General features: G+C 39.2%; 15 protein-coding genes. 3 read left to right on the plus strand and 12 right to left on the minus strand.

The window, feature by feature from the left end; genetic code table 11:
• Positions 1-193 precede the first annotated feature (193 nt).
• The gene (locus AC623_RS19405; protein WP_049665748.1) at positions 194-793 is read left to right on the plus strand and encodes an undecaprenyl-diphosphatase; all 600 of its coding nucleotides are present in this window, start codon (positions 194-196) and stop codon (positions 791-793) included.
• A gap of 106 nt (positions 794-899) precedes the next feature.
• Here AC623_RS19405 and AC623_RS19410 read toward each other — a convergent pair whose 3' ends face one another.
• The 3 genes from AC623_RS19410 to AC623_RS19420 all read right to left on the minus strand — a co-directional run bounded on the left by AC623_RS19410 (position 900) and on the right by AC623_RS19420 (position 4785).
• Positions 900-2336 (minus strand): sigma-54 interaction domain-containing protein, encoded by a 1437-nt coding sequence (locus AC623_RS19410; protein WP_049665750.1) that lies wholly within the window; start codon positions 2334-2336, stop codon positions 900-902.
• 166 nt (positions 2337-2502) lie between these two features.
• The gene (locus AC623_RS19415; protein WP_049665753.1) at positions 2503-3288 is read right to left on the minus strand and encodes a 3-hydroxybutyrate dehydrogenase; all 786 of its coding nucleotides are present in this window, start codon (positions 3286-3288) and stop codon (positions 2503-2505) included.
• 57 nt (positions 3289-3345) lie between these two features.
• Positions 3346-4785 carry a GntP family permease gene (locus tag AC623_RS19420; protein ID WP_049665755.1) on the minus strand — a complete coding sequence of 480 codons (1440 nt, stop codon included), beginning with the start codon at positions 4783-4785 and terminating at the stop codon, positions 3346-3348.
• Positions 4786-5375: 590 nt separating this feature from the next.
• Between AC623_RS19420 and rluF the strand changes: the two genes are divergently transcribed.
• A complete protein-coding gene (rluF, locus tag AC623_RS19425; protein WP_049665758.1) occupies positions 5376-6083 on the plus strand; it encodes a 23S rRNA pseudouridine(2604) synthase RluF in 708 nt (235 codons plus the stop codon).
• Positions 6084-6127: 44 nt separating this feature from the next.
• Here the strand turns inward: rluF and AC623_RS19430 are convergent, their stop codons facing one another.
• The 4 genes from AC623_RS19430 to AC623_RS19445 form a co-directional block, all read right to left on the minus strand.
• Positions 6128-6916, minus strand: a complete 789-nt coding sequence (locus AC623_RS19430; RefSeq protein WP_049665760.1) for a CPBP family intramembrane glutamic endopeptidase — start codon at positions 6914-6916, stop codon at positions 6128-6130.
• A 200-nt stretch (positions 6917-7116) separates the two neighbouring features.
• Positions 7117-8442, minus strand: coding sequence for an MFS transporter (locus AC623_RS19435; RefSeq protein WP_231603673.1), 1326 nt, complete (start codon positions 8440-8442; stop codon positions 7117-7119).
• 50 nt (positions 8443-8492) lie between these two features.
• Complete coding sequence (gene deoD, locus AC623_RS19440) at positions 8493-9212, minus strand: purine-nucleoside phosphorylase (protein WP_049665763.1); 720 nt, start codon at positions 9210-9212, stop codon at positions 8493-8495.
• A gap of 339 nt (positions 9213-9551) precedes the next feature.
• The gene (locus AC623_RS19445; protein WP_049665766.1) at positions 9552-10292 is read right to left on the minus strand and encodes a GntR family transcriptional regulator; all 741 of its coding nucleotides are present in this window, start codon (positions 10290-10292) and stop codon (positions 9552-9554) included.
• A gap of 399 nt (positions 10293-10691) precedes the next feature.
• Here AC623_RS19445 and AC623_RS21655 point away from each other — a divergent pair, with 399 nt between their 5' ends.
• Positions 10692-10850: a hypothetical protein gene (locus AC623_RS21655; protein WP_156187093.1), complete on the plus strand. Its 159-nt coding sequence runs from the start codon at positions 10692-10694 to the stop codon at positions 10848-10850.
• Positions 10851-10943: 93 nt separating this feature from the next.
• On the opposite strand, the gene gvpU is transcribed toward AC623_RS21655, so the two are convergent.
• From gvpU to AC623_RS19470, 5 genes are read right to left on the minus strand one after another with little or no spacing between them, the layout of a single operon-like run.
• On the minus strand, positions 10944-11345 hold the full coding sequence (gene gvpU, locus AC623_RS19450; RefSeq protein ID WP_049665770.1) for a gas vesicle accessory protein GvpU: 402 nt from the start codon (positions 11343-11345) through the stop codon (positions 10944-10946).
• 1 nt (position 11346) lies between these two features.
• A complete protein-coding gene (gvpT, locus tag AC623_RS19455; RefSeq protein ID WP_049665771.1) occupies positions 11347-12480 on the minus strand; it encodes a YtxH domain-containing protein in 1134 nt (377 codons plus the stop codon).
• 14 nt (positions 12481-12494) lie between these two features.
• On the minus strand, positions 12495-12827 hold the full coding sequence (locus AC623_RS19460; RefSeq protein ID WP_049665773.1) for a gas vesicle protein: 333 nt from the start codon (positions 12825-12827) through the stop codon (positions 12495-12497).
• A gap of 24 nt (positions 12828-12851) precedes the next feature.
• Complete coding sequence (locus tag AC623_RS19465) at positions 12852-13136, minus strand: gas vesicle protein K (protein WP_049665775.1); 285 nt, start codon at positions 13134-13136, stop codon at positions 12852-12854.
• Positions 13102-13377: a gas vesicle protein gene (locus tag AC623_RS19470; RefSeq protein WP_049665776.1), complete on the minus strand. Its 276-nt coding sequence runs from the start codon at positions 13375-13377 to the stop codon at positions 13102-13104. Before AC623_RS19470 ends, AC623_RS19465 begins: the two co-directional genes overlap by 35 nt.
• Between the last annotated feature and the right edge of the window lie 13 nt (positions 13378-13390).

Genomic DNA, 13390 nt, shown 5'->3' on the forward strand with positions numbered 1-13390 from the left:
ATATTGTTGGAAGAGAAAAATTTACTCTTAGCACGTTGTCATAATCATTCTCAGACAAGCCTAAGAACAACAGGGACCAATATTTCAAGAAAAACCTTACAAAGATGTAAGAACGGTGTAAGAAAGATAAATTTCTTGCTTTCAATGAATGGCCTATACTTTTTTAAAATGAGATATAAGGAGGAGCAATCCAGTGAATTTTTATGAGGTAAACGTTGAGCTATTTAGAATGACCAACAATTTAGGAAACCACTTTACATACTTAAACCCTGCTATGACATTCACCGCTGAATATATGGTCTTTTTCTTAGCCTTAAGCATTATCCTGTTTTGGTTTATGAGAAGTGAGACAAATAGAATGATGATCGTTTGTGGAGCCATTACTTTGGCTGTAGCTGAAGTATTAGGGATGCTCGCTGGAAAGGTCCATTCCAACCATCAGCCATTTGCCGAACTAGCTAATGTGAATAAATTGATCGGGCATGCTGTCGATAATTCCTTTCCGAGTGATCACACCATTTTATTTTTTTCGTTTTGTATGACCTTCTATCTGTTTAAAAAAAGAGGGAGAATATTATGGCTGTTATTAGCTGTCTTAGTTGGCTTTTCTCGTATTTGGGCAGGCGTTCATTATCCGGCGGATGTCTTCGCGGGAGCAGCCATTAGCGTTTTCACTGCCGTACTCGTTTATTGGGGAGTGCCTAAGTTAAGCTTTATTAAGAGGCTGTTAGTGATGTATGAAAGAGGAGAACGAAGAATCCTTCCTGTAAAAAGCAATTCAAGAAACTATTAATGAGATCAAAGTGTTAAGAATAAAAGCTGCTCATGACAGCACTCTGGAGCATTTACACATAGACAGCTATCATGAGCTGCTAACTTTTTCAGTAATACTGGCTTTTTCATTTAATACTATATAATTTGCATTTATCATAAAAGCTGGTTTTGCTAATTCCTAATAACTTTGCTGCTTTTAACTTATTGCCTTTTGCAACGGCTAAAGCACGCTGCATAGCTTGTTTTTCAGCAGCAGCAACTGTTTCTTTTAAAGGTTGAACTGACAAGGATGCAGATAATTCATGAATATTTCCTGGTTGATGCTCATCATGTACATTGATTTCAGCTTCTTCTGTTATGTCGGCTTCCTGATCGCGTAAATATAATGGCAGGTGAGGCAGCTTAATGACTTTGCCATCCAGCACATTAATGGAACGTTCTAGCACGTTCTCCAACTCGCGAATGTTCCCCGGCCAAGAATGTTGTGTTAATCTCACTGCCACTTCCGGCGATAACTCTATGCTGTTACGGTAAAATTTTGTTCCTAACTTTTTTAATAGCCAATTAGAAATAAGGATAATATCTTCCCTTCGTTGTCTCAGCGGAGGAATTTCGATTTTAATGACATTTAAGCGGTAATATAAATCTTGGCGAAAATCTCCTTCCTTCACCATCTTTTCTAAGTCACGATGGGTAGCTGCAATGATCCGCACATCAACAGAGATAGATTTTTGACCGCCTACCCGATAAATTTCTTTTTCCTGGAGGACTCTTAACAGTTTACTTTGCATAGAGAGAGGCATGTCCCCGATTTCATCCAAGAAGAGCGTACCCTTGTTGGCCATTTCAAACTGCCCCTTCTTCCCCCCTCTTTTAGCTCCTGTAAAAGCGCCATCCTCGTAGCCAAACAGTTCAGATTCCAGCAAATGCTCTGGAATAGAGGAGCAATTAATCGCAACAAAAGGACCGGACGCGCGCATGCTGTTATGGTGGATCGCATGAGCAAACAATTCCTTTCCCGTACCGGATTCACCAATCAATAGAACCGAAGAATTGCTTCCTGAAATTCTTTGGGCAAGTTTTTTAACCGAAAGAAACGCCGGGCTGTCTCCAATTAAATCATTAAAGTTATATTTACTTTGCAAGTCTCTCTGGGCCCTTGCTTGGTAATAATTCAACTCCTCCACCAGATTTTGAATTTTTGTCTTGTACATCTGCCACTCTTCAGGGTTACGAAACATAACACTGCCTAAAGCCCCGACAATTTCCCCATTCTCAAACAGAGGAAACCGATTAGCAATCATCTCGCTGCCATTGATCGATTGGAGGGCAGCAAGTTCGGTTTGTCCTGTTTTAGCTACGATATGCATGCGTGAGTTTTCAATTACGTCCTGTACGGGACGATTGACCGCCTCTTCTACCGTCGTTCCAATAAACTCACAGTACCCCTCATTGATATAGATAATAATGCCGTTGCGGTCGACAACAACGACTCTTTCCGCCAATAAATTAATGATTTGTTCATACCAACTATCCGGAATTTTTTCAAAAGCCCGTTTCATTCCACATCCCCCCCTTCTCACCTGCATGTATGTATTATAACAAAAATGCAACCATAAATTTCCTTAACATCATTCATATACAACAAATAAGAGAACCCTATTCCAATCAATCGGACAGGATTCTCTTTGAACTTTTAGTTTACATTCACATTATCCATTTCCTACTTTACTGAGCGGTGTAGCCGCCATCTAGCACGACAGCTTGCCCTGTCACTCCTCTCGCTTTGTCACTGGCTAGAAAGACAGCATAATCAGCGATTTCTGATACCGTTAACAGCCGCTTTTGGGGAACAAGAGGCAATAACACTTCATCAATCGCACGGTCCAAGCTGACATTTCTTGTTTCCGCCAAGTCACTTAATTGCCCCCTGACTAACGGTGTATCTACATAACCAGGACATAAAGCGTTGACCGTGATGCCATGTTCTGCACCTTCTAATGCGGCCACCTTCGTCAAACCGATGACCCCATGCTTGGCACTATTGTATGCCGCTTTTCCGGCAAAGCCAATAATGCCATTTATAGAAGCCATATTGATAATTCTGCCAAAGCCCTGTTCCTTCATAGCTGGAAATACATGCTTTATCCCAATGAAAGGCGCCGTTAACATGACTTTGATCAACTGTTCAAATTTCTCTGTAGGAAACTCTTCAATAGGCGCAACATATTGAATTCCTGCATTGTTCACTAAAATATCTACTTTCCCGAACGTTTTTTGTGCCAATTCAAGGCTGTTTTTATAAGCTGCCTCATCCGTTACATCACACGGAGCAGCCAATGCGGTGAACCCATGTTCCTTTAATTCTAAAACTACTTGTTCACTTTTTTCAGCGTTTAAATCTGAAATAACGATATTGGCTCCTTCTTCGGCGAACGTCTTGGCAATCTCTAAGCCAATTCCGCTGGCCGATCCCGTAATAAATGCTGTTTTTCCTGTTAATGCTTTGCTCATATTTCCGCTGCCTCCTTAAATTTAAACACTTTCGTGATCAAAAAGGCCCTTTTCCTATTAAACAATGCCAAAAAATGTGTAAAGGGCAATCACAACGAACACGGTTAATGTCTTGATAACTGTAATAGCAAATATATCTCGATACGATTGCTTGTGTGTCAGTCCGGTCACAGCAAGAAGCGTGATAACGGCTCCGTTATGAGGAAGCGTATCCATGCCGCCTGATGCCATTGCGACTACTCTATGCATTACTTCAGGAGGGATATTAGCTGCCGCAATCGCCTGGTTGTATTTATCAGCCATTGCTCCCAATGCAATGCCCATGCCGCCAGAAGCCGATCCAGTCATCCCCGCAAGTGTAGTCGTTGTCACCGCTCCATTTACGAGCGGATTAGTGAACGTATTAGAGATCCCATCACTCATTTTCGCAAATCCTGGAAGCGCGGCGATAATTCCCCCAAACCCATATTCCGCTCCGGTATTCATAGTGGCCAAGAGTGAACCACCGATGGCCGTGTTCACGCCTTCTTTAAATCCTTTTGTAACCCGTTTCCAATCGTACGCTATTGATGAAACAATACCCACTAACAGGGCCATAATAATCGCCCAAACAGGTGCAACCGTGGCAACATCTACTGAATAATCCTTTAAGCCAATAGCCGAAAAGTCAAAACCATTAGGGTACCATTTTGGTATATACGTAATAAACAGCTTATTCGTCACCCCGACGAGAAGAAGCGGAATGAAAGCCAAAACCTGTCTAGCTGTCGATTGTTGTGATGTTAAATTAGGAAGCCCAGTGCTTTCCTCTCTTGTCTCAGTGTTTTCCACCGCAGCTGCCTCTTCTGCTTCAAATCCGTAATAGCCTTCACCGGCCTTTTCAGCTTTCTTTCTCCTTGTTTCCAAGTAAAACAGGCCTGCAGCTAACACAAGAATCCCGCCAATAATGCCAAGCGTTGGGGCTGCATAAATATTTGTTTTAAAAAACGAAATGGGAATGACATTTTGAATCTGCGGCGTTCCCGGCAGAGCATCCATTGTAAATGTAAATGCCCCAAGCGCAATGGTTCCTGGAATGAGCCTCTTTGGAATATCCGCCTGCCTAAACATTTGAGCAGCGAACGGGTAGATAGCAAACACGGCTACGAATAAACTAACACCGCTATACGTCAATATCGCCCCTAATAACACGATCGTTAACATAGCCCGTTTGGCTCCAAGCCAACGCACAATCGTCTTAGCGATCGATTCTGCGATTCCTGACATCTCTACAACCTTCCCAAAAATAGCTCCTAATAGGAAAACAGCAAAATAAGATTTAATAAATCCAACCATCTTTTCCATAAACACACCCGAGAAGAAAGGCAAAACGTGCAATGGGGCAATTAGCAAAACAGCGAGCAGCGCACAAATAGGCGCAAACAAAATGACTGAATAACCCCGATAAGCAAAAAAGATTAAAAGGCCAAGCGACAATAAAATAACTAGCAAATCCATGTAAATCCCCCCTGTATCGTTTGATCAATCATAAAGTGCTGCCTTCTGGTAAGCGTTTACATTAGAAAGCAGCCTCTATGTTATTTCCCCCTCTGTCTCCAAAAGCTAATCATCCTGTTAATTTCTTTCAATCATTATAAAACAGGCTTACCTCTATTTCTCTTTAGATTGCAATTATCGTACCAATCAAAAGAAACTCACAAATATTCCTATAGCAAAAGGAAATCTCATACTAATGAGCGAAAGACGGATTCCAAAAAAACGGAAAATTCCTGTTTTACGGAATTAATCATTCAGAAAAATCCTAAAAAACGGAAAATCCTTATCATTTTACTGAGTGAAGCCGCCCTATTACATTCAGAATGAATAAAGTCTTAACTACGTTTAAATTGTAAAGATTGATATACCCTAAGTTAGAACCTCAAAAGTGGAGGAACAGATTAAGAGATAGCCGTACACTCCCCACCTCTCCAGGTGAATGGCTTATTAATCCAGTTAGGCATGACTAGGCGGCTGAAAAATTCTTGAAAACACATCGATTATTAAGTTATTCTTAAACATACAACTCTTACTTAAGGCTGTGATCAATATTGCGTATTAATAAATTCATTAGCGAGTCTGGAAAATCATCTAGAAGAGGAGCAGATAAATTAATTAGTGAAGGAAGAGTCACCATTAATGGGAAATTAGCGGAGATAGGGAGTCAGGTTGAACCAGGAGATGACGTCCGGATAGATGGAAAACCTATTCAAATGGAGAAAAATCACGTTTACATTGCATTAAATAAACCTGTAGGCATTACGAGTACAACCGAGAAACATATCAAGGGAAACATCGTTGATTTTGTCAATCACCCCTTAAGAATTTTTCACATTGGCCGGCTCGACAAAGATTCAGATGGCTTAATTCTGCTCACAAACGACGGAGATATCGTAAACGAAATTTTGCGTGCTGAAAACAATCATGAAAAAGAGTATATTGTAACAGTGGATAAGCCTATTACGGCTGAATTTCTGAAAAAGATGGCAAGCGGAGTAGAAATTTTAGATACAAAAACACTTCCTTGTGAAGTAACAAAGGTTTCGAAATACGTATTTCGTATTATTTTAAAACAAGGATTAAATCGACAAATTCGACGTATGTGTGCAGCACTCGGATATAAGATCTATAGACTTCAACGGATTAGAATTATGAATATACACTTAGGAGACCTTCCTATCGGGCAATGGCGAGACTTAACTAAGAAAGAGCTCAATCAATTGTTTAAAGACTTGAACTACACACCAAAGGATTGGTAAATAAAAGGGAGGTGAGATAGTAAAAGCTATTCCACCTCCCCTTTCTATATCTCCTCCGCCTTTTCGTTAGCTAACATACTAGACTTTCTTTGCCCATAGTAAAAGAACACTGGCAAAAATAATAAAGAAGCAAATGACAGTAATATAAAAGTATTAAGCATGGGGCTAATAGATCCTTCTGTAATTAATAATAGCCCGCCCCCTGCCTTGCCGATCAATCCGTAAAATAAACCGTAAGCAACATTTAATCCAAAGTGAATGCCTGTATCCGCCCAAACCGAGCCGGATTTATAGAAAGAGAAGGTTAATGAACAGCCTAGAATAAGAGAAAAAACAAAATTTAAAATGGTGAGATCGCCATTCCAAAAGTCGTCTAAAGCATAGACAAAAATACTAATGATACTGATAAACATCGGCGGTAACTTGCCTATCAATATATTGATAACAAATCCCCTTGTAATCAAATCGTTGATGAAGGATCCTAGGAAAAATCCGATCATTACCTGAATTAACGTCCACCAAGCCTCTCCGCCTGTTTGGATTCCTATTATTTCAAACTTTCCAATCCACCCATAAACACTATACATGAGCAGCCAAACTCCAAAGCCCATGACAAAACTGGCAGCAAAATGTTTCCGCCAGTTGTGGTGGAACACTAATCCGATTCCTTTCAGCCCTTGAAGCCCATTTAACTTTCCAACAGACGAAGCAAGAGGGAAAAATAACAAGAGCCCCACAAATTGAATGACCGTATTGGAAATAAAATGCGTGATCACATTAAAGTATAGATCTAATATCAAAAAGCTGCTCATGCCTATTATTAATTTTTTCATATGTTCTCCTTTTACCATGATTCTTCTTTGTTTCAGCATTGGTTATAGAACGCTTTATAGTTCAAAATTACCACAATTTAATTAGGAGCGTAATCTTTTTAATGAAGAACAAGCCTTAGCCTGCTCAATTTTTCCAGAAAACAAAAAACCGGAAGAGCCTATGAGCTCTTCCGGAGTGGATATTCTAAATCTTAACAGCGTTATTCAGCTTTGGTTAATCGAACGACTAGTAACCCAAACAGTACTAGGGAAGCCAGAGCGATAAAGGCAAGAGTCAGCAGCACTTGGCTAAATGCAATCTTATCTATCATAGCAGCTGTGTAAGCTATACCAATAGCAGCTGCTACATTTAATACTAAATTATAAAATCCAACAGCTGTACCTGCTTTTTCTTTCGGAATCGTGTTAATGCACGTATCGAGCAGTGGTGCATACATAAAGGCAAAAGAACCTGAGAATAACACCATTGAAAGAACAAACACGACAACCGAACTCTCTACGAGGAACGATGGCAGCAATAAGCTTATGGCAATACCAAGCATAGCCACTGCAATCGCCCGCTTGCTGCTCAAGATCTTTGCAATCTTACCAGACAAGCCCCCAACAATAACGGCGATTACATAGCCTGGAATGAGAAGCAAGGAAATCGTGTCCAGTTTTAGACCATAAACCTTTTCCAGCAAAAACGGAAACAGGAAGATGTATCCTAGCTGTACCGTATAAATAACAAAAGCGACCGCAAGAGTAAAAATAAATCGTTTATTTTGGAAAAAAGCAATATCGATTAATGACTTTGTACTCTTACTGACATAAGCAAGGAATAAGGCGACTGCAGCGATAAAGACAACAATATAAATCCAGTTAAAATTTGACAGATACAGCATCACCGAAGTGGCAATAGCAGCAATTAGAAAGAGGCCGATTACGTCGACATGACTCTTTTTTGCTTTTTCCTTCGGCAAATATTTCATAATAAATGGAAGGATGAGAAGTGTTAACAAAGGAATCAAAAATAAGGTTGTCCAATCTAAATAGGTTGAAACATATCCGCCCGTTAAGGAACCAATCACGAGTGATAAAGAGTAGCTGCTCGTGCTTAAACCTAAAAACTTCTTCTGTTCCTCACGAGGTAAATGCTTTGTTACGTAGATGACGTATAACGTTTCGGCTGAAGCTAAACCAGCCGTCTGAATAATCCTTGAAATGAGAATCATTGTAAAGGATTCTTGAAAAAGAAATCCCATTAAAGAGCCGATACAGATTAAAATAACCCCTGTGCTCAAAAGGGTACGAATGCTAATCGTATCAGCCAAGGATGCATATACAACCGCTCCAATTCCGATCACGAGGCCAGCTAATGTAGCCTGCCAGCTAACGGTTGTAGCTGAAATGCCTAGATCATTGGCAATTTCTACAGAAACTAACCGAAATGAGTTATCAATGATCAAGGCAAAGACGAAGAAGAATAGGATGACGGGTACAGCTTTTTTGACAAGATGGCTAGGATGATCTGTTGAATTTTCAATTGTTGTAGCCAATAGCTATACTTCCCTTCTAAATGGTGTATTCATGTTGTTTAAGCAAGCTCTAAAGCAATCTCCATCATCTTCGTGAAAGCTGTCTGTCTTTCTTCTTGTGTTGTCTGCTCGTGTCTAAAAATATGATCACTAATCGTTAAAATGCAAAGTGCGTTTACACCTGCGTGAGCGGCATTCATATAAAGACCTGCTGATTCCATCTCGGCGCATAAAATTCCCATATCACTCCACTTTTGCAGGGCAGTCGGGTCCGCATTGTAGAAAATATCACTCGAAAGGACATTTCCAACGTGAACTTTCTGTCCTTGTTGATCGGCAGCCTTTTTCGCTTTTTCCAATAACTCAAATGACGCAGTAATAGAATAATGTCCCGGCAAGTTATATTGATGGCCATAATTAGAATCCGTGGAAGAACCCATCGCGAATACGATATCATATAAGTTTAAATGGTCCTGAATCGCACCAGCAGAACCAACGCGAATTAAGTTTTTCACACCAAATACGTTAATAAGCTCCCACGAATAAATGCTCATACTAGGTGTTCCCATACCAGTTCCCATAACAGAAATTCTTTTTCCTTTATACGTTCCCGTAAATCCTAGCATGCCGCGAATTTCATTAAATTGTATAACATCCTCTAAATAAGTTTCCGCAATAAATTTGGCCCGTAATGGATCACCAGGCAAAAGGATCGTTTCAGCAATTTCCGCCCCATTTGGCTTGATATGAGGTGTTTCTTTATGTTCTATTGAGCTCATTATGTTCTCTCCTCTTCACAGTAAAATATCAAAAATTATTATTGCCCACATACAACCATCTATACACTGCTTGATCACGCTTTCATTTTATATTGATAGGCTGGACAGTCACACCTCTCATTCATACAACTTTATAAGTTGTATGAAAAGTTGTCTAATAAGTACTAATCAAAAATACCACACACCTTATTCCTTTATCAACTAGTATTTTCAGGGTCTTCCTTGCTTGGTACACACTTATCTACATAAAACTATATGCATAACAAAAAAACAGCGCTATTCCATAAAGGAACCGCACTGTTCTTAAAATTTCTATATTTTATTGATTCGAGTGCCTCATTATTTAGAAGCAACGATCCTTATTTGACTATATTCTTTAGGAATATAGTATTTATTATAAACAACAGGATACGACTCGTTGATGTAGACACTTTCTAACAACAAATCACATTCCTCGGCGCCAACGATTTGATACTTTTCTGTTGATGAATGAATAGCCATTGAGCGTTTTACTTCCGTAACTGTTGAAGCAGCTAGTTCATACACTTCTTTTTCAAGCATGTCTAACAGCCGCTTTTCATCCTGCAAATCTAGTCCCATCTCTGAAACCGTTTCGATGGCCATATAGGTAAATGAATAGGCGACAGCCTGATCTTTGCTTTTATACCATCGTTCAAAGGCCACAACAGCCGCAGCTTTTCTGCCTAACACTTGCTGTGTATACTCACTCTCTAAGTCTAGACGCAGGGTCATCTCTACGCTGTCAATTTTCTCAGTGTGACATTTATACATGGGGTTTCCTATTTTCTCTAAACCGATCGCTGTTTTTTTATTTTGCGACCTTGTAACAAAGTTTCCTTTCCCGTGAACGCTTTTGATTAATCCATCATCCTGCAACAGGGCTAAAGCCTGCCTTAGCGTCATTCTGCTTACACCCAGCAGCTTTGCCAATTCAGGCTCTGCCGGTAACTTCGTATCCACCGGAAACGTGCCATTCATGATCTGTTGAAAAAGTTGATCATACACGACCGTATACAAGGGCTTTTTTCCTTTTTGTATATCGCCAAACTTCATTTCCATCTCTTCACACACCTATATCCTGCCAAATAGTGACAGGGTATCATTCATTTAGTAATAGTAGCAATCTCAAAGGTATTATACCACAAACGAACAGCGTCCTTTAGAGGGCCTATTTTTTAAAATAGCCTATAAGCAGTGACAAAGTTAGTTTGCTTGCAAGTTCTCGTACACAAGTCGTTCAAAAATAGAAAATAACAGTTAACTTATTCTTAATGCTTCAGCAGTCATATGAATAATAAAAATATTTATGATCAAGTAAAAAAATTTTCATCCCTAACGGTAAATCTAGCTATGTTTATCCATTGTAAAGACTGATAAAAACAAAGCATTCCAGTTTTTAAATTTTGGCATAGTTATTGCATAATAAGTGAGGCGATTTTACTTTATAAGGAGGAAATAATGGTGTGGGTTTTAACCCTTTATTTAGAAGATAGTATTCAAATGTTCGAATTTGATAGCAAAAAAGAAGCTAAAGAGAAATGCAATAAGATCGATGGATATAAAATCCTTTCTGAGGTCATTTATTATACAGATGTGGAGAAGATAGAGGCAGTGTAGGCCTTTTACTTTCATCTCCTGAAAATTTAAACTCCATTACTAAATCCGGCAGAACGATGAACTTCCTGCCGGATTTTTTTATAAGTTTAAAAACTATGTTTCTTTCTTATGATCAAATATCTTTCCTAAAAAGAAACCATCTATTTCGCTTAATTTCCCCCGCCAAAGAATTTCCCCTTTGGAGGGTGTCGGTTTGCTGTCACCGCAATATACCTTTGTGTCTTTCATATGGATAAAGTAGGCTTCAGCATTATCTTGAGCATGGGCTGCTTCTCCAGCATCTTCCAGCTGTTCACTTAACATTTGGGCAACCTCATCACCATCCTCAAATAACCTGCTCAGCCTATCAAAATACTCCTGAGCAGATATGATGGTTCCTGTAACAACCGCTCCCTTTATGTTTAATGTAATATCTAAGGAAAAATCGTGTTTATTGGCCGCTTGAACAAAAAATTCAAGAATGCTGTCTTTCATGACGCCCGATCCCATACTCATTTTACATTTCCTTTCTTAATTTATTCAAAAGGAGATACGTGTCTTGATCATCAGAAAGAACATTGTAAGCTTCCTCAGCCTGACTTACGGGTTTTGATGTTTTGTCAGATGAGCTTTGCTTTTTAGTGTTACTTGATCCCTCCTTCTTCTCTTTTTCTTCCTTTTTGTCATCTTGTTGGCTTGTTACACCTTCAGACTTCTCTTCTTTGTCGTCCTGATTAGGTCGCTCTTCCTTATCTGTTAGAGCTTGCTTCTTCTTCTCAGCTGACTCATTTTCTTGTAAATCTTCTTCTTTCAATTCGTCTTCTTTTTGCTCGGACGTTGATTCTTGACGATCATTGCTTTTTTCTTGCATTAGCGTTGTTAGCATTTCCTCTATTTTTCCTAAACGATTCTGCAAATGCTCATTCTCTGTCTTTAATGATTCGTAATCGTTGTCAGTTGATTGTTGGTCTGTCTCATTTTTAGCACTCTCCTCTTGGCCTTCTGAGTGGGATTGTGCTGCTTTATTGTTCAATGAATTTTGGGATATAAAGGATTGTGATTCATTGCTATCATTTTCATCCTCTGATTGCAAGCGTGCTTCTTTACTTTGAGATTCAGCTTGTTCATCGTTTAATTGAGTTGACGGTATAGCTTCATTTGATTCATCATTTACCTGCTTTTCTTTTTGTCCTTGGCTCTGATCCTTTCTTTCTTGAATTAATTTTAGAAGTATCTCTTCTAATTGATCATTAGAAATTTTACTTTCCTTATGAGGTACATCATTGTCATTGGTAGAATTTTCATTGGAATCTGATTTAAGATAGGTTTCACTCTCAGCCGTTTCATCTTGTTCATTTGCATAACCTTCAGTTAAAACATCTTCTTTATTAAATAAATTTCCGGCTGAATCTTTAATAGAACCCGCTGCTTTCATGGTCTTTTCTTTAACAGCTTGACCTAAATCCATACCTGTACTTTTTAATTTATCCGGACTAATATTCTCCATAATTTTTTTTCTATTCTCAGGAGCCGCTAAATATCCAACTGTCGCTCCAATCAGCCCTCCTGCTATCGAACGCTTAATTGGACTATCATTTAGAGTATTTGCTGCTGTTGTATTCTGACTTTCTTTCTTTTTTGTTTTTTCCATTGTAAATCCTCCTATCAATCATTAGATTCGCTTGTACCCAAACGATGTTGGCCTATATTTTTTTCAAGAGATTCTAGCCTTTCGCGCAGCTCTTTATTTTCTTCTTCAAGAGCTTTGACATTATGATCCGAGGCTTTTGAAGTTAAATAGGGATCCGTTTCCCACCAATCCATGCCAATTTCTTTTGCCTTATCAACAGAAGCGACAATCAATCGTATTTTAATGGTTAACAATTCAATATCAGCAATTCCTACGGTGATATCTCCTGCAATAACCACTCCCTTGTCTAATATCTTCTCCAGCACATCTACAATCGAGCTGGACTGCATTGAATGTTCTACCGCCATTTTGAATCCTCCCTGGCGTTTGTCTTAAAGTAAGTTTCCTAAAGGGCCAAGATTAATATTGAGATCTTCATCATTCAGTCCGAAAAGTTCTTTTAGTTCTTCCATTTTTTCTTCAAGATTCATTAAGGCTTCGCCTAGGTTTTCAATTTGCTCGTCTGTCAAAGTCCCACCTTCAACACGTCTAATGGCATGCCTTTCAACAATTTGTCTCAACAGCTCAATAACAGTTAAAACAAGCTGAGCCAATCCATGCTCTGCATTTTCAGGGTCAAAGTTAATTTTCCCACTCGACTGGTTGACCGGTTGCATCAGCCAACTCCTCCCTCTCTCTATTAAATTGTTCTGAAGATACCGTTTTGGCATTTACCTGCTGAGCCTGAACAAGAGATTCTACCGAAGCAATTAATAATCTCAAATCGAGATAAACCAGATCGACTCCTGCAATGGAAATGACCAAATCCGCTTTTATCGCCACTCCCTTATCAAGGATGACATCCAAAATATCAATGAGCGCGATCTCCTTGTTTTCTATTGTTTCTCTTAATGACATATTTTTGTCCTCA

Origin of the sequence: Bacillus sp. FJAT-27231 (assembly GCF_001183975.1) — a bacterium.
GTDB lineage: Bacteria > Bacillota > Bacilli > Bacillales > Domibacillaceae > Pseudobacillus > Pseudobacillus wudalianchiensis.